Here is a 24,409-nt window from a genome sequence, read left to right as displayed (position 1 = left end):
CTCAGTCCTCCCCCGAGAAGAGTGGTTCTCGTACCGGCGGCACGAGCGTTCTGTCGCCGGCGCCGGCGGCTTCGTCGTCCGCCCAGATGCTCAGGTAGCGCTCTCCGGTGTCGGGCAGCACGGTGACGATGGTGCGACCGGCGTTCTCCGGACGCCGGGCCAGGCGCGAGGCGGCGTGGACCGCGGCACCCGACGAGACGCCCGTCAGGACGCCGACGCGCCGGGCCAGCCACTGCGCCGTGGTCAGCGCCTCCTCGTCGGTGACGGTCAGCACCTCGTCGATGATGCTTCGGTCGGTGGTGTCCGCGACGAAGCCGCCGTTCATGCCCGGTATGGCATGGGTCCCGGGGGAACCGCCGGACAGCAGCGGCGACGTGGCCGGCTCGACCGCCACCGCACGCAGACGGGGATTGCGCTCCTTGAGATAGGCCGCCGCCCCGCACAGGGTGCCGCCCGTGCCGATGCCACAAACGAGCAGGTCGACCCGGCCGCCGGTGTCCGCCCAGATCTCCGGACCGGTGCTCTCGCGATGCGCGCGTACGTTGTCGGCGTTCTCGTGCTGCCGCGGGAACCACGATCCGGGGGTGTCTCGGTGCAGCTGCATGGCCCGGTCGATGGCGCCCTGGTACCGCTCGTCGCGCGGGGTGAGGACAACCTCGGCGCCGAGCGCCAGCAGCAGTCCCATCCTCTCCCTGGTCGCGCTGTCCGGCATGACGATCACGCACCGGTAACCCCGGGCGGCGCAGAGGGCGGCGAGGGCGATGCCGGTGTTGCCCGACGTCGCCTCGATCACCGTACCGTGACCGGGCCGGAGCAGGCCCGCGGCTTCCGCGCCGCGCATCATCCACAGCGCGGTCCGGTCCTTGACGCTGGCGAGCGGGTTGGTGAACTCGAGTTTGGCCAGTAGGTCGGCGCCCGGGGCCGCGTGCGCAACGGGCAGCCGCAGCAGGGGGGTGCCACCGATGAGATCCTCTATCCCGGCCGCGATACGGCTTCCGGCCGGCCGGGTGGTCACGTGGGTGCTCACCAGCAACCTGCCGAGGCGGTGTGTCGCGGGCCGACGGCCGCGCGCGGACGCGTCTGCGCGGTGGTCTTCACAGCTCCTCCGATCCGGCGAACGACGGTCGGCGACGCGGACGCCCTGGTGACGAAATGTTAGCCGCCTCGCACACAGCGCTGTACCCCCATTCTAAAGAATTCCGGAATTTCGATCAATGTGGTCCTCAGATCCGCGCCTCACGCGGCGGGGCGGCCACGACCTCCTGGTCGAAGTTGACCGCGCTGCACCACCGTCCGGGACCAAGCCGGAGCCATACATCGCTGACGATGCTGCCTTCCACCACCGTCTCGCCGACCGTCCAGCCGTCGGCGCGGTGACGGGTGACGCCGTCGGGCAGGAGCACCTCGACGATCTCGCTGGTGAGCGACGGGCCGGTACGCACGTTGGCGTCCCGCCAGATCAGCCCGGCCGTGAAGTCCGTTCCGGGCGCTGGGGAGGTGGTCATCGGGTCTCCTTTTCCGGTGCCGGTCAGGTACGCGCGGGCAGGGGTTCGGCCGCCGCCCTGGCGGTGAACCGGCTCATCGCCAGCACCTGGGCCAGCAGCGCACTCATCCGGGTACGGCACTCCGGGTCCGCCTCGGTCTGCTGAGCGTCGAACGCGTGCGGGTCGGTCACGGTCACACCGAGCGGCGTGGGCCACGCGCGCAGGGCGTGACACACGGTCCGTAGGGTCGCCAGGGTCGACACGGCGCCCTGGGCGCCGGCGCCGACCGCCACGCAGCCCACCGGCCGTCCGTCGAGGAAGGGTCGCGGGCCGTCGAGGTCGTTGACGTAGTCGAGGGCGTTCTTGAGCAGGCCCGAGACGGTGCCGTGGTATGCCGGCGAGACGAGCACGACGCCGTCCGCTCGGCCGAGGGCGTCGAGGAACTTCCGGGCCCCGGCGTGGGTGCGCGACAGTCCCGGCCGGTAGAACGGGAACTGCAGCGCGGCCCCGGGAAAGACAACCGTCCGGGTCCCGTACGCGGCGCACTCCCGTGCGCACCATTCGGCGACCCGTTCCGACGTGGAACCGGGTCGCAGCGACCCGCTGACCATGACGACGAACGGCGCGGTCATCGCGGCACACCTCCGGTGAGGGGCAGCCCCACGGGCTGCCAGTCCATGAACGACAGGGCGGCGGCGTCCTTCCTGCCGCGACGTCTCATGACGTCATCGCGCCTGCGGGCCTGCCGGGCTCCGGCGCCCTGGTCGAACTCGCCCTGACGACGCGATTCGAGCACCACCGCGGCGGCACGTCCGACCCGCGCGTTCTCGTACGCCCGCACGGCGGCCGCGACGTCGCTCGTGGCGCCCATCGCGGCGGCCAGCACCGCGGCGTCCTCCAGCGCCAGGTTCGCGCCCTGCCCCAGCGCGGGCACCATCGGATGGGCCGCGTCGCCGAGCAGCACGACCTGCCCGTCCGACCAGCGGTCCACCGGGTCCCGGTCGCGAATGTCGGTCACCGTGATCTCGTCGACCGGCGAGTCGGCCACCATCCGCAGGACGGACGGACACCAGTCATGCATCAGGTGCAGCAGGGCCGCGTGCGCACCGGCCGGTCCACGGGCCGGCCACTCGGCCGGCGGCGCACTGATCTTCGCCGTCCAGTAGCACCTGCCGCCGCCCACGGGAGCGGTGAACAGTTGCAGCCCAATGCCGTTGACCACGAAGCTCTGTGGCCGATCCGGCGGCAGGGTCGCCCGCCCGCGCACCGACGTGTATCCGCGGTACAGCGGCGCGCCGTCCCCGACGACCATGGCGCGTACGACCGACCGGAGCCCGTCGGCGCCCACCAGCAGATCGGCCTCGAGGACGCGGTCGTCGGCGCGCACCGACACCCGCCCGGCCCGCGTGGTGTAACCGTGCACGGTCGTACCGAGCTCGACGCGGACGCCCGCGGCGCGCGCCTCGTCGGCGAGCGCACGGTACAACGCGACACGCATCACCGCGATCATCGGCCGGCCCAGGCGCTGGCACACGTCACCTGTCGGCTCCCGGGCGAGCACCCGGCCGGTCGCGTCCATGAGCAGACGCGTCTCGCCGGGGCGCACGACGTGACCGATGCGGCGCAGGCGTTCGCCCAGGCGCGGACTGATCGCGTCGGCTGCCGCGACGCCATTGGGGTGAAGCATCAGACCGCCGCCGGTGGCCGCCGGCTGCCCGGCACGCTCGAGCACCGTCACCGACCAGCCGCAGCGGCCCAGAGCGGAGGCCGTGGCGAGCCCGCCGATCCCGCCGCCGGCCACCACGACCGTCCTCGCCGTCGTCACCGCAGCCACCTCCCCTCGGGCCGGCCGAACGAGCCGGTCTCGGCGTCCCAGATCACCTCGCCCCGGCGTACGGTGCGGCGCACGCGGCCCGTCATCGTCCAGCCCTCGTACGCCGACCATCCGCACTTGGACCACGTCTGCGGCGCCGACAGCATCCAGGTGACGTCCGGCGCCAGCAGCACGAAGTCCGCGTCGGCGCCGGTCTCCAGCCGCCCTTTGCCTGGCAGACCGAACAACTCGGCCGGGGCAGTCGCGAACAGGCGCGCCAGCCGCACGGCGGCCACGTCCGGGTCCTCATCGGGCCAGCGTCGGCGCATGCCGGTCCAGACGGCGACGGCCAGTTCCTGGACTCCGGGCAGGCCGGGGGGCGAGTCGCGGACCGAACGGGTCTTCTCCCGGACGGTGTGCGGGGCGTGGTCGCTACCGAGACTGGCCGCCTGGCCGGTGCGCACCGCCTCCCACAGCCGGTCCTGGTCGGCCTGGTCCCGGATCGCGGGCGACAGCCGGGTGCGCGCGCCGAGGCGGCGCGCGTCAGCGCGGGTGAAGGACAGGTGGTGGCCGGTCACCTCGAAGGTGAGCGGCAGGCCGGCGGCCCCGGCGGCGCACACCAGATCGGCTTCCTCGGCGCTGGACAGGTGCAGGATGTGGGCCTTGGTGCCGTACCGACGCACCAGCTCCACCACCCGCGCGACCGCCGCGATGGCCGCGGTGCGCGGGCGCCGGGGCTCGTAGTCGAGATAGTTGCGGGGCTGTCCCCACCACCGGTCGAGCAACGCGAACAGCCCGCCGTCCTCGGCGTGCAGCACGAGCCGTACGCCGCCCCGGGCCGCCGCGTCGAAGGCCTGCTCGAGCCGGCCGGGATCGTCGAGCACGGTCGGCGCGGTGTGGTGGCCCGCCATGAAGATCTTCGCACTGGTGGCCACCGTCGGGTCGAGTCCGGCGAGCAGCTCCGGGCGCTGTGGGTCCACGCCGATGTGGAACCGGTGGTCGACGAGCGAGTGTCCCGCGACCAGCCGCGCCTTCGCGTACACCGCCTCTTCGCTGAGCGTGGGCGGCACGGTGTTCGGCATGTCGATGACGGTGGTGACGCCGCCCGCTGCGGCGGCGCGGCTGCCATGCGCCCAGTCCTCCTTGTGCGTCAGGCCGGGGGTACGGAAGTGGACGTGCGAGTCGATCAGCCCGGGTAGGACGTAGTCGTCGCCGGCGTCCAGCACCGGCACACCCGGCGGCACGACGGCGGCGCTGTCCTCGACGCCGGCGATGGTGCCCGCCCTGATCAGCAGGTGCCCGGCCCGGACCCCGTGCGGGGTGACGATCCGCCGTCCGCTGACCACCATGTCGAGATCGACCCTCATGCCCATGCCGCCGCCACCAGATCACGGCAGAGCTCGTTCGCGGGACCCATGAGGGCCACCGCACGGGCGTCCGCGAGTAGCCGGTTGACCCGGGCGGCCGCCATGTAGCCCGACGACCCGAGCATCCGGGCGACGTCGACGCACACCTGCTCGGCGGCCTCCGACGCGTAGACCTTGCTGTGCAGCGTGGTGAGCCCCGGCTGGGCGGACGACCGGGCACCCGCCCGTTCGACGATCGCCTCGATGGACTCGACGCGGGTCGCCAGGTCGGCGATCCGGTGCGCACCCGGGGGCGTCGCAGCGGGGCCCCAACGAGCCCGGTGCTCGCGTGCCATCGCGAGGGCCGCCCGCGCGATGCCCGCCGCCACGGCGCCCAGAGTGGCACCGGAGTCGCGGACCCCGGCGATGATCTCAGGTGCCCGGCCCGGCGGGCCGAGCCGGTCGTCGTCGGTCACCAGGCATTTCCGAAGCGACACGAAGCCGGTCGCGGAGCCCCGCATGCCGACGAGGTCCAGGCTCAGGTCTGGGGCCAGGCCGGGGTTCGTGCCGCGCACGAGGAAGAACGACTGGCCTGATGAACCGTAGAGCGCGGTGTCGCCGGCCTGTGGCTCACCGGTGCCGACCAGGACGAGGTAGAGGTCGGCCACCGAGGCGCCGGTGGTGAAGGACTTGGCGCCCTCCAGCACCCACATGCCGTCCGAGCGCCGTACAGCCGTGCTGGTGAGGTTCCGCTTCGCGGCACCCGCGCCGGGTTCGCTCCACGCCGAGGCCGCCAGCCACGACCCGTCCGCCAGGCGGGGCAGCAGGGACCGCCGCTGCCGCTGTGTCCCCCACTCGGCGATCCGCGCGCACACGGCGAAGTGCTGGAACGCGATGATCGCCAGTGACGGGTTCGCCTCCGCGAGCCGGAGCACCACGCGATTGACCTCCACCGCGCCGCCACCCCGGCCGCCGTATCGGGCCGGAACCGCCGTGGCCAACAGACCGGAGCTGCGCAGCACGGCCAGAGCCTCCGGGTCTGGACGGCCCGTGACCGCGGTCCGCTCGGCCGAGGCCTGGAGCACTTCCTCGGCCTCCGCGGACAGTTCGCTGTTCATACCGGTGTCACCGACGACGCCAAGCATCGGGAAACCTCCTCGAATTGCAGCCGGGCCAGAGGTTCGAGCACGAACGAACCCTGGAATTCGACGCGTTTGCCGGTGACCGAGGCGTACGCGAGGGCGGCCTCGCCGCCCACCTCCGCCAGGGCCGTGGTAACCGTGGTCCGGCCGTTGGGTGTGACGATCTCGATGGGACGGCCGACGGCACCGGCCGCCTGGGCGATCTGCTCGGTCACGGTGCCGGGAACCCGTAGGGCCGATGCCAGGCAGACAGCGCCTGTCAGCGCGATGGTGGGGTGCCAGCCGGGCACGGTGACGGCGCGCGCGGCGATCCGTCCCGGGCCGGCCGGGAGGATGGCCGCGATTTTCGGGAACGCACCCGCCCGCGGCCAGCGCAGGTGATCCGCCGCGGCCGCGCGGATCCCGGTCATCCGGGCGAACAGCTGTGGATTGTGGCCGAACAGCGTGGCGGGATCGGCGAAGCCGAGGCTGCGCGCGTCGACGAAGGCGTACGGGTTCCCGGCCGAGACCAGCGACACCTCGGCCTTTGCGCCGCCACTGCCCAGCAGGGTGCGCGGGCTGCCGGTCAGCAGCAGGGCGGTGACCGGGACAGGCTCCGGACGTACGAAGTGGACGGTGAACTCCGCGCTGTCGCGGGTGATCCGGTCGACCTCGCACACGACGTGGTCGCCGTTGTTGCGTACGTGGACCCGGATTCGGCCGTCGGCCGTCAGCCTGCCCACCATTCCCATCCGCTCGGCCGCCAGGACCGCCGACAGGATGGAGTGCCCGCACGAGCCGCGCAGGTCGAACCGGTCCACCGCGCCCGGCAGCGCCTGCACGAACCGGTAGTCCAGGTCGAACATGGGATGTACGGACGGCTGAACCAGCGCGAACTTGAGGACGTGGCCGCCGCCGGCCGCGAACAGGTAGCCCCGGGCCGCAGCGAGGTACGCGAGCAGTTCGTCCTGGTCGGCGGGCAGCCGGGCGCCGTCGAGGACGATCGTCGGGCAGGGGCTGCCCGCGGCGTACGCCAGGTGCCCGATCATGTCGTCACCGCCGCGGCCCCGGCGGTCCGCCGGTCACGTTGGAACTGGTCGAGCCAGACCTCGTACACGAGCAGGGCCCAGATGGTCACCGCCGTCTCGTCCCGCGGTCGCCGGGACTGCGCCGTGAACAGCGCGTCGACCGCCACCGGGTCGAGGCGTCCACCGGCTGCCAAGCGCGAGCCCGCCAACATATCCCGGCCGTACTCCCACAGCGGCTGGCCAGGTCGCAGCATCGCGGTCACCGGCAGGGTGAAGGGTTGCTTCGGCCGGCTCAACACCTCGTCGGGCAGCAGGCCCCGGGCGGCGCCGTACAGCGCGCGCTTGACCTCGTCGCCCCGGATACGCAGGTCGTCCCCGAGTGCCCGGCCGAGGCTCAGCACGCCGGGCTGGCAGAACGGCAGCCGTACCTCGACGGCGCTCGCCATGCTGAGGTGGTCCACCCGGCGCAGGTGGTACGCCGGTAACCGGTAGCGCTGCTCGAAGGCCAGGATCCGCCCGAGCACCGTCTGCGCCCCGGTGTGCAGCAGGTCGAGGGCTTCCGGCGGGATCGGCAGCCGGTGCCGGACGAAGGCCTGGTACTCGTCGGCGTAGAGCGCGTACCGGCGCTCGGCGGGCAGGACCGCGAGCTCGTCAAGGTAGCGCGGGAGCCAGTCCGCCCGCGACCCGCCGGCCACCGCCGCGCGCATCCGGGAGTACCCACCGAAGACCTCGTCGGCGGCATCGCCGGTCAGGGCGACCTTGAAGCCGGCGTCGTGTACCGCGGCGAACAGCCCGTAGGTGCTCAGGGTGATGGGGTCGGCGTTGGGCTGGCCCAGGTGCCAGACGACGTCCTCGATCATCGAGGGGAACGCCGCCGGGTCGAGTTCCACCTGGTGGTGCACCGTGCCCGCGGACCGCGCGACCCGCTCGGCGTACCCTCGCTCGTCGAAGGGCCACGAGCCCCGGTAGGCGACGTTGAACGAGTGCACCGGCCGGTGCCGGGCCGCCAGCGCGGTGACAAGGCTGGAGTCCAGGCCGCCGGAGGTGACGACGGCGACCGGCACGTCCGCGACGAGCAAGCGGCCCACCTCGGCGGCCAACCGGTCTCGCACGAGCCGCGCCGCGGTGTCCAAGGAGGTCACCGGCGGGCACTCCGAGAGGCGGCGGATTCTCAGCCGCGGTTGCCCGTCCAGCTCGCACCGCAGGGTGGTGGCGGGTGGCAGCACCTTCACGTCACCGAACATGGTCTGTTCGCCGAACGGCGTCTTGGTGGCCAGGTAGGCGTCCAGGCCCGCCTGCCACAGGTCGGTTCCGACCGCCTGGAATCCCAGCAGTGCCGGTATCTCCGAGGAGAAGTACAACGACCGCTCCGCCGGGTCCCACCGGTAGTAGAGCGGCTTCATCCCCGCGGGATCGGTCACCAGCAGCAGCGTCGGCACGTCGCGCCGGTCGAGGACGGCGATGGCGTACATGCCGTCGAGCAGGTCGGTGAAACCCTCGCCGTACGCGTCGTAGAGTGCCGGGATGATGCCGCCATCGCAGCGGTCGGCAAACGCGTATCCCCGGGCCCGGAGCATCTCGCGCAGCTCGTCGTGGTTGTAGATCTCGCCGTTGAACACGACGGCGATCCGGTCGTCCAGCTCGTAGGGCTGCGCGCCGCCGTCGAGGTCGACGATGGCGAGCCGGTTGTTGCCCACCCCCCAGCCCGGCGCGTGGGTGCTGCCCGTGCTGTCCGGGCCCCCGTGCCGCTGCAGGGCGGCCACCGCCCGGACCTCGTTGCGGGACGGCCTCGCGTTGAAATACCCATATATACGGCACATGGCCCTTTCCTCGTGTGCCCGGACACGCCCCGTCCGAGCGGACGGCCTACTCGTGCGCGAGGGACAGGTAGCGTTCGCCGGTGTCGGGAAACACGGTCACGATCGTGGCGCCGGCCCACTCCGGCCGGAGCGCCACCACGCGGCAGGCGTGGGCCGCGGCACCGGAGGAGACGCCGACCAGGAGCCCATTGGCACGGCCCAGCTCACGCCTGGTCTGGGCCGCGTCCGCGTCGGACACGGCAATCACCTCGTCGATGAGGGACAGGTCCGTGATGGTCGATACGTAGCCGGCGCCGATGCCCGGGATGGCGTGCGGCCCGGCCTCGGCGCCGGAGAGCACCGCGGAACCGGCGGGCTCCACGGCGACGACGTATGCATCCGTCCGCTCCTTGAGGTACCGGGCGGTGCCGGTCAGCGTGCCGCCGGTGCCGACCCCGCACACGAAGACGTCGACATCTTTCCCGCACGCCTGCCACAGCTCGGGTCCGGTGGTCTCGTAGTGGGCCCGCACGTTCGCCGGGTTCTCGTCCTGGTGGGCCAGCCACGAGCCGGGCAGCGATCGTTGCAGCTCCTCGGCCCGGCGCCAGGCCGCGGGCAGGCCCTCCTCGTGCGGTACGAGCACCACCTCGGCGCCGAGCTCGCGCAACACCTGCCGGCGTTCCGCAGTGGCGTTGTCGGGCATGAGGATGACGCAGCGCAGGCCGCGAACCGCGCAGAATGCGGCGATCGATATGCCGGTGCTGCCGGAGGAGCACTCGATAACTGTCGTGCCCGGCCCGAGCCGGCCCTGCCGCTCGGCCGCCCGCATCATGTAGAGCGCCGGCCGGTCCTTGACGCTCAGCAGCGGATTGAGGTACTCCAGCTTGGCGACGACCTGAACGTCCGGCGGAACGCCGGTCAACCGGACCCGCAGCGCGGGTGTCCGCCCGACAATGTCCTCGATCGACTCGGCGTACCGGTTCCGGACCCCCGGCACGGCGCGGGTCACCGGTCCGCTCCCTTGGCACCGCGCGCGGCCGCCAGGTGCCGCGCCGCCGCCTCCTGAAGGTGGGTGATGTCGCTGGAGACGGTGGCGAAGGTGAACCCTTGCTCGAGCCGCTGCGCCGCGGTGGCCCCGTCGGGGCAGTGCATGCCACTCGCGATGCCCACCCGCGCGGCCGCTTCCGTGATTTCTTTCAAGGCGCGGGACAACTCGTCGGCCACGGCGGGATCCCCGAAGTAGGCCCCGCCGAGCGCGACCGTCAGGTCGGCGGGCCCGACGTAGACCGCGTCGAGCCCGGGCGTGGCGCAGATCGCGGCGAGGTTCCGCAGCGCCGCCACGGTCTCGATCATGATGATGCACGCCACCGCCTCGTCCAGCTCGGCCGGCACCGAACCAAGGCGCAACTCGGCGCGCACCGGCCCACCCATGCTCCGCGTGCCCGTGGGCCAGTGGCGGCAGGCCCGCACCGCCCCGGCCGCCTCCTCCACGGTGTCCACCATGGGAACAATCACCGCGCGGGCACCGGCGTCGAGCGCGATGCCGATGGTGGCGGGGGCGGCGGAGGGGACCCGGATGACTCCGGCCGACCGGCCCATGGCGTCGACCGCCAGCATCGCGTTGCGCCACCCGGCGGAGTCGGTGACGCCATGCTGCCCGTCGACACCGATGTAGTCGTAGCCGACGCCGGCGAGGCGTTCGGTGCCCACGGGGTTGTCGCAGGCCACCCAGTATCCGACGAGCTGCTCGCGGGCCCGGAGCCGGGCGGGGAAGGAGCCCGGCCCGGTGGCCGCCGCCGGCTTCACCGCTCCTCCTGCAGGACGTAGCTGGTCTTGCCGTCCAGGCCGACCGGGACGTCCCCCGTGATCGAGACCCGGTGCAGGACGCGTTTGTGATCGTCGTAGTCGTCGACCGCGTAGTGCTGCGTGCAGCGGTTGTCGAAGATCAGCACGTCACCGAGCTGCCAGCTCCAGCGGATGACATGCTCCGGCCGGCGGACGTAGGACTGGAGCACGTCGATGATCGGCCGCGACTCCCGCAGCGTCATCCCGACCAGCCGCTGGGCAAAGCCACCGAGGAACAGACACGGCTCGCCCGACTCCGGGTGCACCCGCACCACGGGGTGCGCCGCCTCGTACCGCTTGGCCAGGAAAGCCCTGCGCACCTCGTCGCCGCGCTCGGTGCCGAGTCGCGGTTGCTCGGCGTGGTTGGTGTGCACCGCCCAGAGCCGGTCGGCGACGTCGCGCAGCTCGGCCGGCAGTGCTCTGTACCCGGCCTCGGCGTTGGCGACCAGCGTGTCGCCCCCGTACGGCGGGAGCACGACGCTGCGCAAGGACGTGCCGAGCGACGGGGTGGCGGTGAAGCTGATGTCACTGTGCCAGTGGTTCGCCCGTTGCTCCTCGCCGTCCACCGGGATCACCTGCGGATTGTCCTCGGCGGTACGCATCAGCGGGTGGCGCTGGGTCAGCGGGCCGAACCTGCCCGCGAAGGCGAGTTGGTCCGCGTCGGTGATGTCCTGGCCGCGAAAGACCAGCACCTTGTACTTCAGGAAGGCGGCGTGCAGCTGCCGGAAGACCTCGGCGGGCAACTCGGCACCGAGGTCGACTCCGGTGACGACGGCACCGACTCGTCCACTGATCTTGCGGATGCCGAACGTTGACATGGCCACTCCTCTCTGTTCGGCCCGGGCGGTCACCCGATGCCGGACGGCAGGCCGGCACGGGGCCGGGCGCGGATGGAGCACAGGGCCTGCGCGGGCCGCAGAACTGCCGGGCCCGGCGGCAGGCGCGGGGAGGGCACGGGCCGAGTCGGCCCACGACGGACGGCGCGGTCGGTCGCCGGTGACGGCGATGTCTCGGCGAGGACGTTAGGAGGGCCGGATCGAACGCCGGTCGAGAGCGGCTCGTCGCTTCCTCGCTGAAACAACCCCACTTGACGGAGTGAGCACTCACTCGCTAATCTGCTGCCCATGACGAACGACTCGCCACCCACCCGCCCGCGCACGCGCGCCCCGGGCATGACCCCCGAGCAACGTCGTCGCATGGTCATCCAGGCGGCGCTTCCGCTTGTCGCCGAGTACGGCAACGCGGTGACCACCCAGCAGATCGCCCGGGCAGCGGGCATCGGTGAAGCGACGATCTTCCGGGTCTTCGCGGACAAGGAGGAGTTGCTCCAGGCCTGCGTGGCCGAGGCGATGGACAGCGCGCCCCTGCTCCAGCAGCTGCGTTCCATCTCGCTGGAGCTGCCGCTGGCGGAGCGCCTCGCCGAGGCCGGCGACGCCCTGGACGGGTACCTGGCTCGAATGGGCGCCGTGGTATCCGCCCTGCAGGCGTCCGGACTCCAGCGGGGCCGTGCGGCAGTCAACGACCGGTCCGGTGACGGCTCCACGGAAACCTCCAGCGGCGCCCGGCCCCCGGATCCGACCCGCGAGGCGCTCGCCGAGCTGTTCGAGCCGGAGCGTGGCCGCCTGCGGCAGCCCGTCGAGACACTGACCGAGATCTTCCTCAGCCTGGCGTTCGGACGAGGCAGGTTCCTGGCCACCGGCCAGCCGAAGATCGGCATGGCCCAACTCGTCGACCTGTTCCTGAACGGCGCCGTCGAACCGAAGGAGCTCCCATGACCACTCAGAGCATGCTCGCACCCACGCGGCCACGGTCCCGGCGCCGGTCACGTGCGCTCGCCGTCGCGGCGGCCGTCGTTCTCCCGTCCCTGATCTGGATGGTCACCGTGTTGGCCTTCGACCACCGGCTGATCGTGACCGACGGCTCCGGGAGCCGGTCGCAGGAGATCGGCCTGCCGCCGGTGATCCTGCTGTCCCTGGTCGTCAGCCTCCTCGGCTGGGGACTGCTCGCACTGCTGGAACGCTTCACCCGGCGCGCCGGTGTCATCTGGGCGGTCGTGGCGGTTCTGGCGCTCGGCGTGTCGTTCCTGCCCCTGACCGGGCCGGGCACAGCGTGGGCGAGCCGCGTCGCGCTGGGGCTGATGCACGTCACCGTGGCCGCGGTCCTCCTCACCGTGTTCCTCAGGACGAGCACAACGGCTCCCGGCCGGACGCAGGAGAGCTGACGCTGACCTGTCCCCGGCCGACGGCGCGTCGGTGGTCACGTCCGGCGCCAGAACACCCCGTTGTTGTCGATGCCCTCCATAGCGTCGTCCACGCCGTGTTCGCGCCGGTAGTCGTGCACGGCCTGCCGGCAGGCCGTGATGTCGTAGTCGTCCACGATGAGGTAACCACCGGGCGACAGCCGCGGATACAGGGTCGTCAGAGCGTCCATGGTGGAGTCGTAGAGATCACCGTCGAGGCGCAGCACGGCGATCCGGTCGACCGGTGCGGAGGGCAGCGTGTCGGCGAACCAACCGCACAGAAACCTGACCTGGTCGTCCAGCAGCCCGTATCGGCGGAAGTTCTCCCGTACGTCCTCCAAGGAAACCGACAGGACGTCGTTGAACCGGTGCAGGCCGAGTTTCTGGTCCAGCGGGTGGCCGACGCCGCCGACGTCGGGAATGCCGGCGAAGGAGTCGGCCGCCCACACCGTGCGGTCGGTGACCCCGTGCGCCTTCAAGATGGCGCGCATGAGGATGCAGACGCCGCCACGCCACACCCCGGTCTCCACCAGGTCGCCCGGGACGTTCTCGGCGAGAACGGTCTCCACGCACTCCTGGACGTTGTCCAGCCGGTTCGTTCCCACCATCGTGTGCGCCACGGTGGGCCAGTCCTGGCCGGCCGCGCGCCGCTCGGCGTCGTACGCGGTATCCGTCAGCCAGGACGTCGACTCGGCGGCGTCCTGATAGACGGAGTTGACCAGGACACGCTTCATGAGGTCCAGGTAGAGATCCACACCTTCGGACACGGGCTGTCCTTCCCCTTCGTCGATGGCCACGTACTGATCGGCACGCGGCGGTGAGCAGTGGCGCGTCGTGGGCCGTGAACGGCCGTTCCGGCGGCCCGCCGGACGGGGCGGGCCGCGCCCGCACGCAGGCTCAGGAGACAGACACCGTGGTGCTCCCGAGGCCGGCCCGCCGCACCGCCGCGGTGAACACCTCGGCGGTAGGCGGCAGGGCGTCCACGGCCGCCAGATAACGCGCACGCCGATCCGCCAGCCGCCGCTGGGCGCCCGGGTCGTAGAGCAGCCCCGTCAGATCGTCGACGATCCCGCCCCCGTCGAGCACCTCGCGCTGCACGACCGCGTCGAGGTACGGGTTGCCGGCCAACACCGGTTCCAGGAAGGAGTGGAATCCCTTTGGCCACAGGCGGAACGGCTCGATCGGCAGGGTCTCCGCGAGCCACTTCGCGACCCACGCTTCCGGATCCGGCCACTGCCGCAGGACGGCGGCGGCCGCGTCCGCGTCCGGCACGTCGAACCGGTTGGCGAGCAGCATGGCGGGAATGTCCATCAGGGTGGCCCTGATCGCCGTCAGACTGTTGGCGGCCAGCGACAGAACCACGTCGGACGCGCTGAGCAGCGCGTGGTACCGCTCCGGCGGACACGTCGGCACGAAGTGCACACGCTCGGCCGGGAGAGCCCGGAACGCTGCCGGCATGACACCGACGAAAAGGAAGTGAGTCCGCTCGGGCAGGCGCCGTAGGTGACCCGCGAGGAGCGCGGGAACCCGCTCGGCGAGACGGTGGATCATGTCCGGCAGCCCGCGCTCGTCCGGATCCGGCTGCTGCCAGGACGACACCGGCACCATCACCAGCCGGTCATCACCGGACAGCCCGAGATCCTCACGCACCATGGCCCGCTCCGCCGCACCCAGGCGGGCCTCTGCGGGCAGAATCCGGTACGGGAACCCACGACCGGAATCACCGGCGTCGAGCTGACCGACCGGCACGGGGCGCAGGTGTGCCGGCATGTCGAGGATCCGGCGGCTGACCCCGCGCTCGGCGGGCAGCCCGCAGACGTCGAACTGGAAGGAGGTCTTCTCCCAATCCCACAGGTCGACCGGCAGCACCGGCACCTGGTAGTCGTCCAAGAACCAGGGATTGAGGTCGAACCGGCGCGACAGTGTGCTCCAGTAGGTCAGGTAGTCGGCGAGGACGATGACGTCAGGTCGTGCCTCACGCACGACCCCGTCGATGACGCTCCGGATATTCCTGCCCTGCACCGGATCGGCGACGGTGTGACGGAATCCGTGGTGGTGGACGCTCTGCTGTCCGGCGGGCGAGACGACGAACTCGCACTCCATCCCGGCGGAGCGAAGCTGCCGGGTGAGTCCGGTGCCGATCAGGGTTTCGCCGTACGCTGCGTCGGACAGCGCGAAGGTCAGTACTTTCATGCTGATCATCTCCGTGGCGGGTTCGCCGATGGCGTCGACCGCGCTGCCGCGGGCGTCCTCCGGCACAGTGCACCCACCATTGACGTGGCCCCTCAACCGGCACTCGACCGGTGATGGAGGGCGCCGGTACGCCGGGCGGCGCCGGTGCTGGCGCCGCGTCGAGGGGCGTTCGAGCGGCCGTTCCTAGCCTGCGACCATGAGCCGCTGGCTGATCACCGGCGCCGGAGGGCTGCTGGGCCGGGAGCTGACTCACCGGTTGAACCATCACGGTCACGAGGCGTACGGCCTCGACCGCGAGCACCTGGACATCCGTGACCGTGTCGCCGTGGCGGCCGCGGTGTCGGCCGTCGCGCCGGACGTCGTCGTCAACTGCGCCGCGGTGACGTCGATCGAGCGGTGCGAGGCGGACCAGGAATTGGCCATGGCCGTCAACGCGGCCGGCGTCCGGAATCTCGCCGGAATCTGCGCGGGCACCGGATCCCGGCTCGTGCACATCTCGACCGACTACGTCTTCGGCGGCCGGGCGAGCCTGCCGTACCCGGAGGACGCGCCCCCGGACCCGGGCAACGTCTACGGCCGTACGAAGGTGGTGGGTGAGCGGGCGGTACGGGAGGCGCTGCCCGACACCGGGTACGTGCTGCGCACCTCGTGGCTGTACGGCACCACGGGCCGGAGCTTCGTCCGCACGATGATTCGACTCGAACGCGAACAGGAGTCGACGGCCGTGGTGGACGATCAACGCGGCCAGCCGACCTGGGCAGGCGACGTCACCGAGCGGATCCTCGACATGCTGCGCCTGGGCGTGCCCGCCGGCATCTACCACGCCACCAACTCCGGCTCGGCCACCTGGTACGAGCTGGCCCGCGAGGTGTTCGCGCTGCTGGGAGCCGACCCCGCCCGGATCCGCTCGACAACCAGCGCGGAACGCGGCGAGACCATCGCCCGCCCAGCCTTCAGCGTGCTGGGCCACGGTCGCTGGCGGGCGGTGGGGCTGCCGCCGCTGCGGCACTGGCGGACGGCCCTGCACGCCGCTTTTCCGCAGGTGCTGCGGGCAGCAGACGCGACGAAGGCCGCCACCGGCGGCGCTCGCGACCGGACACACGTCCAACCGAAGGAGTGATCCATGACTGTCAGGACGGGATGGGCCGACCAGCCACTCGCCGCGGATGCCGCGACGGACGCCGTCAAACGGCTGCTGGCGGCCACGTCGACCCGCGACAACGACGTCAGCCGGGTGATCGACGCTCTCGGCGCCGAGCTGGCCGCGCGCGTGCTCCTGGACGAGATCGTGTTCCGTGCCGAGCTGGACGACCTCGCCTCGCCGGCCGGCGAAACGGCCTCCGTCATCCTGGACCTGGCACACCGCGGCAATCTCCTACGCGCGTTGATCACCGTCGGACCGAAGGGCACCGAGGTGTACGGCGAGGTGGCGCGGTACGCGCCGGCGGCCGACGAGTTGCCGGCGCCGGTCGTGCGGCAGGAACTCAGCGAGGTCGCCGTGGCCCTGTTCGGGCCCGCCGAACTCACGTCGGCGGCAACCCGCACGATCCAGTGGCCCGGGCACGAGGTCGTGGTGCCGTCACCGGAACGGCTGGCCCTGCCGACGATCTTCTACGCGACGGTACAGCGGATCGTCCGCGCCCTGGATCGCCGGGATCCCGTCGACCTCACCGAGCTCGCGGTCCGCTGCGGCACGGACAAGTGGGGGGCGTTGCATCAGTACCCGCGGCACTACCAGCGTCACTTCGGCCCACTCCGGGACCGCCGGCTGACAATCCTCGAGATCGGCATCGGCGGTTACCACGACCCCGAGCAGGGGGGTGCCTCACTGCGCATGTGGCGGCACTACTTCCCGCGGGCGGTGATCTACGGGTTGGACATCGTCGACAAACGACCGCTCGACGCGCCGCGAGTGGTCACGGCCCGCGGCGACCAGTCCAAGACGGAGCAGTTGGAGGAGTTCGCCCGACGTCACGGCCCGTTCGACATCGTCATCGACGACGGCAGCCACGTCAGCCGTGACGTTCTCATCAGCTTCCGGGCGCTCTTCCCGCACCTGCGCCCAGAGGGGCTGTACGTGATCGAGGACCTGCACACCTCGTACTGGCCGGAGGTGTTCCACGGCAACGACGAAAACCTCGACGACCCGCGGTACACGGTGGGATTCCTGAAGACGCTCGTCGACGGCCTGCACCACGAGGAGCTGCTGCGCCCCGAGGCGCGCGAGCCCCTGCCTACCGACACGCAGGTCACCGGGCTGCACCTGTACCACAACCTCGTCGTGATCGAGAAGGGTCGCAACACCGAAGGCAGCCCGGTGGCGGATCTGCTCAGGGAGGAACGGGCGGCCCAGCAGTGACCGGCTTCCCGGCTACCCGCCCACCGGGTGGCCTGCTCATCGCGGGCGCGGCGGTCTACACCCCCCGCCTGTTCGGCGACGACCGCGGCACGTTCCTCGAGTGGTTCCGCGCGGACTGGCTCGCCCAGCAGACCGGGCACCGGATGGACGTGAGTCAGGCCAACTGCGTGGTGACCAAAAAGGGGGCGATCCGCGGCGTCCACCTCATGTCGACCCCTCCCGGTCAGGCGAAGTACGTGACGTGCGTCGACGGTGCGGTGCTCGACGTGATCGTGGACGTACGGGTCGGCTCACCGACCTTCGGCCACTGGGAGGCGGTGGTCCTCGACGACCGGGAACGCCGGGGCGTGTACCTGGCCGAGGGACTTGGCCACGCCCTGATGGGCCTCACCGACTCCAGCGCGGTGGTGTACCTGTGCTCGACCCGGTACGGCCAGGCGCCGGAGATCGCGGTCGATCCGCTCGACCCGGACCTCGGCATCGGCTGGCCCTCCGACGTCGAGCCGATCCTGTCCGCCAAAGATGCCGGAGCGCCCTCGCTGCGGGAAGCCCGCCGAGCCCGGCTGCTCCCGCGCTACGACGAGTGCCTTCGGCACTACGAGGACGTGCGCGCGGCTCGCCTCGCGTCGAGCGGCTGACCCGGCGCCCTCGGGCCCACGGCGGCGGTGGCCGGATTCCGGCCACCGCCGCCGTGGTGCGGTGCTCAGGCGGCACCGAACCACCGGGCCAGCGCCTGCTGCAACCCTCGCGGGTCGGCCGGTGCGGCCGACCCGGCCCAGGCGACGTACCCGTCGGGTCGGACCAGCAGGCCGGCGGCGGGGGCGTCGTCGCAGTCGGCCCGCACGACGCGAACTCGCTCCGACCATGGGGAGGCGACCTCCGCGACACCCGCGGTGAAGTCGAGCAGGACGCCCGCACCGCTGTGCAGCAGCGACACCAGGCTCGTGCCCCCGTCGGAGGTCTTCACCGCGACGTTGCGCGCGAACGAGCCGGTCAGCGGATGGGCGTCCTCGTCGCCGAAGTCGTACCGGGCGCTTGCTCCGCTCGCCAACTCCGCCAGGTAACGGTTCACGTCCGGAAACTCCAGGAGCTTGCCGAACAGGGATCGCAGTGCGGTGACGTTGCGGTGCGGGTCGAGCAGCGCGAGCTGGGTCCGGCTGTAGTCCAACACCGCCTCGGCCGCCGGCCGCCGCTCGGTGCCATAGGTGTCGAGCAGTTCGCCCGGGGCCCAGCCCCGCAGTGCGCCGGCCAGTTTCCAGCCGAGGTTCGCCGCGTCCTGCAGGCCCAGGTTCAGCCCGAGACCGCCGTACGGGAAGTGCACGTGGGCGGCATCGCCGGCCAGGAAAACCCGACCGTCCCGGTAGCGACTCGCCAGCCGGGTGGCGTCGCCGAACCGGGTCATCAGGGTCGGATCGACGATGTCCAGGTCCCGCCCGAGGATGCGACGTACCGCGCCCCGGAACTCGTCGAACGTCACCGGCGCGTCCCGGTCGGGGTGCGGCCGGCCGAACTCCGTGGTGACGATCCTGACCACGCCGTTGGGGCGGGGATTGATGTTGACGGTCCCGACCTCGGTACGGGTGATGCCGCGCCGCTCCTGTCCCATCGACGGCAGAACGCAGTCGCACAGCATGCCGCCGACAGTGGCGTCCGTACCCTCGAAGGAGATGCCCGTGGCCTTGCGGACCGTGCTCCGCCCGCCGTCGCAGCCGACGAGGTAGGCGCCGCGGACCAGCCGCATGCCGTCTGGCGTGGCGACCTGCACCGTCACCGCGTCCGCCTCCTGGCGCACGCCGACGACCTCGTGCTGGTACGCGATGACGACGCCCAACTCCCGCGCTCTGGCCTCCAGCACCTCCTCCACCCGGGTCTGCGGGACGTTGAGCAGGTACGGATGGTCCGCGTCGATGCGGTCGAGTTGCAGCAGCGGCCACATGCCCGCGAACGGCATCTTCGGCCACGGCGCCTTCGGATGCAGCAGCGGCACGAGCAGCCCTCGACGGTCGAGCGTCTCGGCCGTGCGGGCGTGCAGCCCCCAGGCCCGCGCGTCGGTCGGCCGCCGGTCGGCGTGCTCAAGCACCACCACGCCGACCCCGGCCAGGCCCAACTCGCTGGCGAGCATGAGGCCCACCGGCCCGCCGCCCGCGATCACCACCTCGGCGGTGAGCATCTCGTCGGTGGTGCCGGTCTGCTTGGTCATGCCGTATCCCTTCTCGATGGTCATGCCCGGCGACCGGCGATGTAGCGCAGCGGCAGCCCCGGCCTGTCGTGCGTCTCCAGCCCGGTGAGGCCGGCGCCGGCGAGCATGTTGCGGTAGACGGTCGTCGAGTGCAGCTCGCCCGTGGACGTCCAGGCCAGCATGAGCAGGTTGAGCATCGCGGCGTGGAACTCGCGCTCCGGCGGCTGGTCCCCGGTGGTGAAGCTGACGATGACCAACCGTCCGCCGGGCCGCAGCCGGGCCGCAAGCCGGCGGACGAGTTCGGCGCAGCGACGGGCGGAGAACTGGAAGAGGAAGTTACCCAAGAGGATCACGTCGTACTGGGCGTCCGGCAGCACGTCGAACGCGTTCCCGGGCAGGTACCGAACCCGCTCGGCGACGCCGAGCTGGTCCGCGTACGTCTCGGCCACGGCGAGCACCTCCGGCCAGTCGAGACACGTCACGGTGGCGCGCGGGTCGCCCTTGGCGAGGGTGAAGCCGAGCAGGCCGTGCCCGCAACCGACGTCGAGGACGTCGAGGGACTCGCGGCTCGCGGCCCACGGAAGGATCTGCTCGGCGACGAACTCGGCGCTCGGCCGGACGGCGAAGGTGAGATGGGTGGCGAAGTCGACCCAGTACGGGTAGCCGGGAGACTCGGCGTCGGTCTCGAGCAGGCTCCCGCCGTGGCGCACGGCCCCGGCGAGGTCGCGCATGGTGTCCCACTCCGCGTCGCCGGCGGCGACCTGGATGATGCCGCCGCAGTACTGGGGGCTTGTGCTGACCAACAGCTCCTCGGCGCCGTCGACGAGGCTGAACTGTTCTCCCTCCGCCCTGAGCAGCCCGGCCGCGGCCAGCGCACGCAGCAGCATCCGGGTCCCCCGGGGGTTCGTGCGCAGCATCGCGGCCACGTCGTCGGGATCGGCCGGCCCCTTCGCCAGGCTGTCGAAGACCTTCAGCTCGAGCGCGGCCCGCAGCAGGTACGTCGACTTGTACGCCGTCATCATGCTGAGCAACCGCTCGCGGCTGACCGGTACGACGGTCTCGGGCATTGCAACCTCCGTGTCTGGATCGATGGAAGCCGACCTGCTACCGCTGCGGCGGAGGGCAGGCGAGCCGACCGCCACCGGCGCGGGCCGAACGGGCGGCGGCGTCGAGAACCAACTGGCCCCGGTGACCGTCCGAGATCGTGGGGTGTCCGGTGCCGGTGCCCCGGAACACCGCGACCATGTCCGCGGCCTGCCGGGCCGAGCCAAAGCTGTGCACCAGCATCAGCTCCTCGAAGGAACCCGGAGTCACCTCGCCGGCCTCGACACCGTCCGCGGGAATCACGACCGGCTCACGACCGGCGCGGGTGAGGACGACCTCGGTCGGACGATCCGAGGTGAAGGTGACCGCGCCCGCGCTGCCGATGACGTCGAGCTCGTGGTGGAAGCGCCGGTAGGGGTTCGGCGGCAGGATCCGGCTGAGCACGAGGGAGGCGGAGACACCGGTCTCGAGCAGCAGGTCGACGGTGCAGTCGTCCCAGTTGCGGACCGGCTGCGGGATCCCGTCGCCGTCCGGCCGCTGCGCCACGACGGTGACTGCGGTGGCAGCGACCGACGCGATCTCCCCGCCCAGCCACCGGACGATGTCCACCGCGTGCGGGCCGAGGTCGCTGAGCACCCCGTAGGCGTACTCGGCGTCGTCGTAACGCCAGGTCCACGGCGCACCGGGATCCCCCGAGAGCGCAGCCCTGGTGACGTAGCGCAGGTGACGGACCTCGCCGATCTCGCCCTCGGCGAGCATCCGGCGCAGGGTCGCCACGGCGGGGTGCCAGCGTTGCGTGAAACCGACCACCGTCCGTACGTTCCGGCAGGCGTGCGCCATCCGCGCGGTTTCCCCGCCGTCACGAGCCAGGGGCTTCTCGCAGAAGATGTCGAGGCCGCGATCGGCCGCGGCGGTGACCGCCGCCAGGTGACTCGACGGCGGCGACGCGATGACGAGCGCGTCGAGGTCGACGGAGTCGAGCATGGTCTCCAGGTCGGCGAAGGACCGCGGTATCCCGCTCGCCGCAGCGGCCGTGGCCGCCCTGGCGGCATCCCTGCCGCACAACGCGGCGACCTCCACGCCGACCATGTCCCGTAGCGGGGGCAGTAGGTAGCGCTGCGCCCACCAGCCGTGTCCGTGACAACCGATCCGCAGCGTTTTCATGGCATCTCCTTCACAGGTTCACTCCGGACAGTCCGGCCCGCCGCGCAGCCGCCGTGAACACCTCGGGGGTCGGTGGCAGCGCGTCGACCGAGGCGAGGTAGCGGGCGCGGCCGGCCGCCAGCGCGTCGCGGGTGGCTGGTTCGTACAGCACCCCCTCGATGCCGCGCACCACCGCTTCCTCGTCGAGCAGCTCGTACTGCGCGATGGCCTCGAGATAGGCGTTGCCCTTCAGCAGGGCGGACATGAACGTGTACAAGCCCTTGGGCCACATGCGGAAGGGCTGGATCGGCACCGTGCCGGTCAGCCATTCCCGCGTCCGTGCGCTCAGGCCCCCCAGCTCGCTGTCGACGGCCGCGACGGCCGACGCGTCCGGCACGTGGAACCGGTTGGTCAGGAGGACGGCCGGAACGTCCATCAGCATCGCCCGTAGCATCGTGGTGCCGTTGGCGGTCAGCGACAGCACCGCGTCCGCGGACGCCATCAGTGCGTGATAGCGCTCCGGCGGGCACAGCGGCAGAACATGCACCTGCTCGGCCGGCAGGGCGCGGAACGCCGGCGGGACGTAGCCGACGAAGAGGAAGTGCGTCGTGGCCGGAAGCCGGCCCAGGTACCCGGCCAGCAGGGCGGGTACGCGCTGCGCGACCCGGCGGATCATCTCCGTCGTGCCGGGGTCGTCCGGGCCCGGCTGCTGCCACGACGACACCGGGATCATCATCAGCCGGTCCTGCGGGCCCAGCCCCAGCTCGGAGCGGACGCGGGTACGTTCGGCCGCTGTCAACCGGCGTTCCGGCGTCAGCAGGCGGTAGGGGAAGCCCCGGCCGGTCGTCCCGCTGCCGAGATGGCACACCGGGACGGGACGCAACTGCGCCGGCATGGCGAGGATGCGCCGGCTCACCTCACGCTCGTACTCGCGGCCCAGGACGTCGAAGCGGAACGAAGTGTCCTCCCACTCCCAGATGTCGATCGGCAGCACCGGTTTCTGATAGACGTCGATGAACCAGGGGTCGACGTCGAACCTTCGGACGAAGGTTCCCCAGTAGTTGAGGTAGTCGGCGAGCACGATCGTGTCCGGCCTCGTCTCGCGGACCACGGCGTCGACGACGGCTCGCACGTCGCGAGTTTCGCCGGGCTCCATCACCGTGTAGGAGTAGCCGTGGTGGCGGACCAGCGCCTCCGCCGTACGCGAGATGACGTAGTGACAGTCGGCGCCGGCTGCGCGCAGCTGGTCGGTGAGCCCTACCCCGATGAGCGTGTCCCCGTATGCCACCGTGGACAATGCGAAGCTGAGGATCTTCATAGCCGCCCCTGTCGCGCCGGATGGAAGCCACCGCCGCCTCGTCTCGGCCGGGTGGCACGGCATCCAAGGGTCGTCGCGGGCGCTCAAGGAATGCTCGATCGGCGCCGCGGGAGCTCGAGGTACCGTCGAGCAGCGCTTTAGGCAGCCCGCGCACGCTCGGCCCCATGCGACCCACAGAGCGAGCCGGTACCGCCGCCCGGGCGGCGGTCGTGTGCGGTCTCGGCGCCTGGTTGCCGCCGACCGTCGTGACCAACGACGACCTCGCCCGCCGCCTGGACACCTCCGACGAGTGGATACGTACCCGTACCGGGATCCGTGCCCGGCACGTGGCCTCTCCCGGGATGCCGACCTCTCACCTGGCCGCGGAGGCGGGTGCCCGGGCCCTGGAATCGGCCGGGGTCCACGACGTCGACATGGTGGTGCTGGCCACCACCACCCCCGACCGGCCGTGCCCGGCGACCGCCCCGGTGGTCGCGACGCGGCTCGGGCTCACCGGGCGCCCGGCGTTCGACGTGTCGGCGGTGTGCACCGGGTTCCTCTACGCCCTCGCCACGGGCGCCGGCATGATCACCTCCGGAGCCGTCGAGACGGTCCTCGTCGTCGGCGCCGAGGTGTACAGCACCATCCTCGACCCCGCGGACCGTTCCAGTTCCGTGATCTTCGGCGACGGTGCCGGCGCGGTGGTCCTACGCGCCGGTCACAGGAGCGAGGACGGCGCCGTCGGGCGCAGCGAGCTCGGCAGCGACGGCTCGCTGGCCGACCTCATCACCGTCCGGGCGGGGGGCTCCGAGCAACGCTCGTCCGGTGCGCCCGCCCTCCCCGCGGACCGCTACTTCTCGATGTGGGGAAAGGAGGTCTTCGCCCACGCCATCACCCGCATGGCTGAGGCGACCCGGGCGGCGTTGGCGGGCGCCGGCTGGCACGCGGCCGACCTGGACCGGTTGATCGGCCACCAGGCAAACGTCCGCATCTTGCACGCCCTGGGCGAGTACCTGGACATCCCCCGGGAACGCCTCGTGATCCATCTCGACCAGGTCGGCAACACGGCGGCGGCGTCGATCCCGCTCGCCCTCGCCCATGCGCAGTCGACGGGCGAACTGGCGCCCGGAGCACGGGTGGCGCTCACCGCCTTCGGCGGCGGCGCGACCTGGGGCGCGACCACGCTCACGTGGCCCGCGCTCAAGACCGTGTGAGACCGGCTCCGATACCGGTCGAACGATCAGAACAGGAGAAGCCAGGACATGACCGATGTGACGCCGCCCACCTTCGAACAGTTGGCCGCGATCGTGGAGGACAAGGTGGGCCTCCCGCCTCGGCGGATCCAGCCGGACACCGTGCTGAGCGAAGTGGACATCGACTCGTTGTCGCTCATCGAGGTCTCGCTGGCCCTTGAGAAGCAGTACGGGGTGCACCTGGAGACCGAGGACGTCGACACCGCGCTCACCGCCCGCGACCTGCACGATCTCGTACTGGCCGCGTCCACCGCCCGGCCCTGACT

24 protein-coding genes are annotated in these 24,409 nt (G+C 71.7%); 7 read left to right on the top strand and 17 right to left on the bottom strand.

The window, feature by feature from the left end; genetic code table 11:
• Position 1: 1 nt before the first annotated feature.
• The 11 genes from cysK to ACGFIZ_RS04815 form a co-directional block, all read right to left on the bottom strand.
• The gene (gene cysK / locus ACGFIZ_RS04865) at positions 2–1,027 is read right to left on the bottom strand and encodes a cysteine synthase A (protein ID WP_393415897.1); all 1,026 of its coding nucleotides are present in this window, start codon (positions 1,025–1,027) and stop codon (positions 2–4) included.
• A gap of 196 nt (positions 1,028–1,223) precedes the next feature.
• On the bottom strand, positions 1,224–1,505 hold the full coding sequence (locus ACGFIZ_RS04860) for a hypothetical protein (protein ID WP_393415895.1): 282 nt from the start codon (positions 1,503–1,505) through the stop codon (positions 1,224–1,226).
• Between the two features lie 23 nt (positions 1,506–1,528).
• Positions 1,529–2,116 (bottom strand): NADPH-dependent FMN reductase, encoded by a 588-nt coding sequence (locus tag ACGFIZ_RS04855; protein ID WP_393415893.1) that lies wholly within the window; start codon positions 2,114–2,116, stop codon positions 1,529–1,531.
• Complete coding sequence (locus ACGFIZ_RS04850) at positions 2,113–3,309, bottom strand: FAD-dependent monooxygenase (RefSeq protein ID WP_393415891.1); 1,197 nt, start codon at positions 3,307–3,309, stop codon at positions 2,113–2,115. Before ACGFIZ_RS04850 ends, ACGFIZ_RS04855 begins: the two co-directional genes overlap by 4 nt.
• Positions 3,306–4,670, bottom strand: a complete 1,365-nt coding sequence (locus ACGFIZ_RS04845; RefSeq protein ID WP_393415889.1) for a dihydroorotase family protein — start codon at positions 4,668–4,670, stop codon at positions 3,306–3,308. The genes ACGFIZ_RS04850 and ACGFIZ_RS04845 overlap by 4 nt, the downstream gene beginning before the upstream one ends.
• A complete protein-coding gene (locus ACGFIZ_RS04840; protein WP_393415887.1) occupies positions 4,661–5,788 on the bottom strand; it encodes an acyl-CoA dehydrogenase family protein in 1,128 nt (375 codons plus the stop codon). Before ACGFIZ_RS04840 ends, ACGFIZ_RS04845 begins: the two co-directional genes overlap by 10 nt.
• Positions 5,758–6,813 (bottom strand): PrpF domain-containing protein, encoded by a 1,056-nt coding sequence (locus tag ACGFIZ_RS04835; RefSeq protein ID WP_393415885.1) that lies wholly within the window; start codon positions 6,811–6,813, stop codon positions 5,758–5,760. Before ACGFIZ_RS04835 ends, ACGFIZ_RS04840 begins: the two co-directional genes overlap by 31 nt.
• On the bottom strand, positions 6,810–8,612 hold the full coding sequence (gene asnB, locus ACGFIZ_RS04830) for an asparagine synthase (glutamine-hydrolyzing) (RefSeq protein ID WP_393415883.1): 1,803 nt from the start codon (positions 8,610–8,612) through the stop codon (positions 6,810–6,812). The genes ACGFIZ_RS04835 and asnB overlap by 4 nt, the downstream gene beginning before the upstream one ends.
• A 46-nt stretch (positions 8,613–8,658) precedes the next feature.
• Positions 8,659–9,600, bottom strand: coding sequence for a PLP-dependent cysteine synthase family protein (locus ACGFIZ_RS04825; RefSeq protein WP_393415881.1), 942 nt, complete (start codon positions 9,598–9,600; stop codon positions 8,659–8,661).
• The gene (locus ACGFIZ_RS04820) at positions 9,597–10,397 is read right to left on the bottom strand and encodes an HpcH/HpaI aldolase/citrate lyase family protein (RefSeq protein ID WP_393415879.1); all 801 of its coding nucleotides are present in this window, start codon (positions 10,395–10,397) and stop codon (positions 9,597–9,599) included. Before ACGFIZ_RS04820 ends, ACGFIZ_RS04825 begins: the two co-directional genes overlap by 4 nt.
• The gene (locus ACGFIZ_RS04815; protein ID WP_393415877.1) at positions 10,394–11,254 is read right to left on the bottom strand and encodes a TauD/TfdA dioxygenase family protein; all 861 of its coding nucleotides are present in this window, start codon (positions 11,252–11,254) and stop codon (positions 10,394–10,396) included. Before ACGFIZ_RS04815 ends, ACGFIZ_RS04820 begins: the two co-directional genes overlap by 4 nt.
• Positions 11,255–11,560: 306 nt before the next feature.
• On the opposite strand from ACGFIZ_RS04815, the gene ACGFIZ_RS04810 reads away from it, so the two are divergent.
• Positions 11,561–12,211 (top strand): TetR/AcrR family transcriptional regulator, encoded by a 651-nt coding sequence (locus tag ACGFIZ_RS04810; protein ID WP_393415875.1) that lies wholly within the window; start codon positions 11,561–11,563, stop codon positions 12,209–12,211.
• Positions 12,208–12,657, top strand: a complete 450-nt coding sequence (locus ACGFIZ_RS04805) for a DUF6069 family protein (RefSeq protein WP_393415873.1) — start codon at positions 12,208–12,210, stop codon at positions 12,655–12,657. Before ACGFIZ_RS04810 ends, ACGFIZ_RS04805 begins: the two co-directional genes overlap by 4 nt.
• A gap of 35 nt (positions 12,658–12,692) precedes the next feature.
• Here the strand turns inward: ACGFIZ_RS04805 and ACGFIZ_RS04800 are convergent, their stop codons facing one another.
• Complete coding sequence (locus ACGFIZ_RS04800; protein ID WP_393415871.1) at positions 12,693–13,442, bottom strand: TylF/MycF family methyltransferase; 750 nt, start codon at positions 13,440–13,442, stop codon at positions 12,693–12,695.
• Positions 13,443–13,572: 130 nt separating this feature from the next.
• Positions 13,573–14,934 (bottom strand): DUF6365 family protein, encoded by a 1,362-nt coding sequence (locus ACGFIZ_RS04795; protein WP_393415869.1) that lies wholly within the window; start codon positions 14,932–14,934, stop codon positions 13,573–13,575.
• A 130-nt stretch (positions 14,935–15,064) separates the two neighbouring features.
• Here ACGFIZ_RS04795 and rfbD point away from each other — a divergent pair, with 130 nt between their 5' ends.
• From rfbD to ACGFIZ_RS04780, 3 genes are read left to right on the top strand one after another with little or no spacing between them, the layout of a single operon-like run.
• Positions 15,065–15,988, top strand: a complete 924-nt coding sequence (rfbD, locus tag ACGFIZ_RS04790; RefSeq protein WP_393415867.1) for a dTDP-4-dehydrorhamnose reductase — start codon at positions 15,065–15,067, stop codon at positions 15,986–15,988.
• A 3-nt stretch (positions 15,989–15,991) separates the two neighbouring features.
• On the top strand, positions 15,992–17,227 hold the full coding sequence (locus ACGFIZ_RS04785; protein ID WP_393415865.1) for a hypothetical protein: 1,236 nt from the start codon (positions 15,992–15,994) through the stop codon (positions 17,225–17,227).
• The gene (locus tag ACGFIZ_RS04780) at positions 17,224–17,865 is read left to right on the top strand and encodes a dTDP-4-dehydrorhamnose 3,5-epimerase family protein (protein WP_393415863.1); all 642 of its coding nucleotides are present in this window, start codon (positions 17,224–17,226) and stop codon (positions 17,863–17,865) included. The genes ACGFIZ_RS04785 and ACGFIZ_RS04780 overlap by 4 nt, the downstream gene beginning before the upstream one ends.
• Before the next feature lie 65 nt (positions 17,866–17,930).
• Here the strand turns inward: ACGFIZ_RS04780 and ACGFIZ_RS04775 are convergent, their stop codons facing one another.
• The 4 genes from ACGFIZ_RS04775 to ACGFIZ_RS04760 are packed head-to-tail and all read right to left on the bottom strand — an operon-like array spanning position 17,931 to position 22,911.
• The gene (locus tag ACGFIZ_RS04775; RefSeq protein ID WP_393415861.1) at positions 17,931–19,427 is read right to left on the bottom strand and encodes an FAD-dependent monooxygenase; all 1,497 of its coding nucleotides are present in this window, start codon (positions 19,425–19,427) and stop codon (positions 17,931–17,933) included.
• 20 nt (positions 19,428–19,447) lie between these two features.
• Complete coding sequence (locus ACGFIZ_RS04770; RefSeq protein WP_393415859.1) at positions 19,448–20,473, bottom strand: methyltransferase; 1,026 nt, start codon at positions 20,471–20,473, stop codon at positions 19,448–19,450.
• 37 nt (positions 20,474–20,510) lie between these two features.
• Positions 20,511–21,614 carry a Gfo/Idh/MocA family protein gene (locus ACGFIZ_RS04765; protein ID WP_393415857.1) on the bottom strand — a complete coding sequence of 368 codons (1,104 nt, stop codon included), beginning with the start codon at positions 21,612–21,614 and terminating at the stop codon, positions 20,511–20,513.
• 10 nt (positions 21,615–21,624) lie between these two features.
• A complete protein-coding gene (locus ACGFIZ_RS04760; RefSeq protein WP_393415855.1) occupies positions 21,625–22,911 on the bottom strand; it encodes a DUF6365 family protein in 1,287 nt (428 codons plus the stop codon).
• Positions 22,912–23,075: 164 nt separating this feature from the next.
• Between ACGFIZ_RS04760 and ACGFIZ_RS04755 the strand changes: the two genes are divergently transcribed.
• Complete coding sequence (locus ACGFIZ_RS04755) at positions 23,076–24,104, top strand: beta-ketoacyl-ACP synthase III (RefSeq protein ID WP_393415853.1); 1,029 nt, start codon at positions 23,076–23,078, stop codon at positions 24,102–24,104.
• A 48-nt stretch (positions 24,105–24,152) separates the two neighbouring features.
• Entirely contained in the window at positions 24,153–24,407 is a 255-nt protein-coding gene (locus ACGFIZ_RS04750; protein WP_393415851.1) for an acyl carrier protein, read from the top strand.
• Positions 24,408–24,409 lie beyond the last annotated feature (2 nt).

Source organism: Micromonospora sp. NPDC048830 (assembly GCF_043198215.1).
Lineage (GTDB): Bacteria > Actinomycetota > Actinomycetes > Mycobacteriales > Micromonosporaceae > Micromonospora.
The sequence above is the reverse complement of the archived record's forward strand: the minus strand, read 5'-3'. Positions and strand labels throughout refer to the sequence as shown.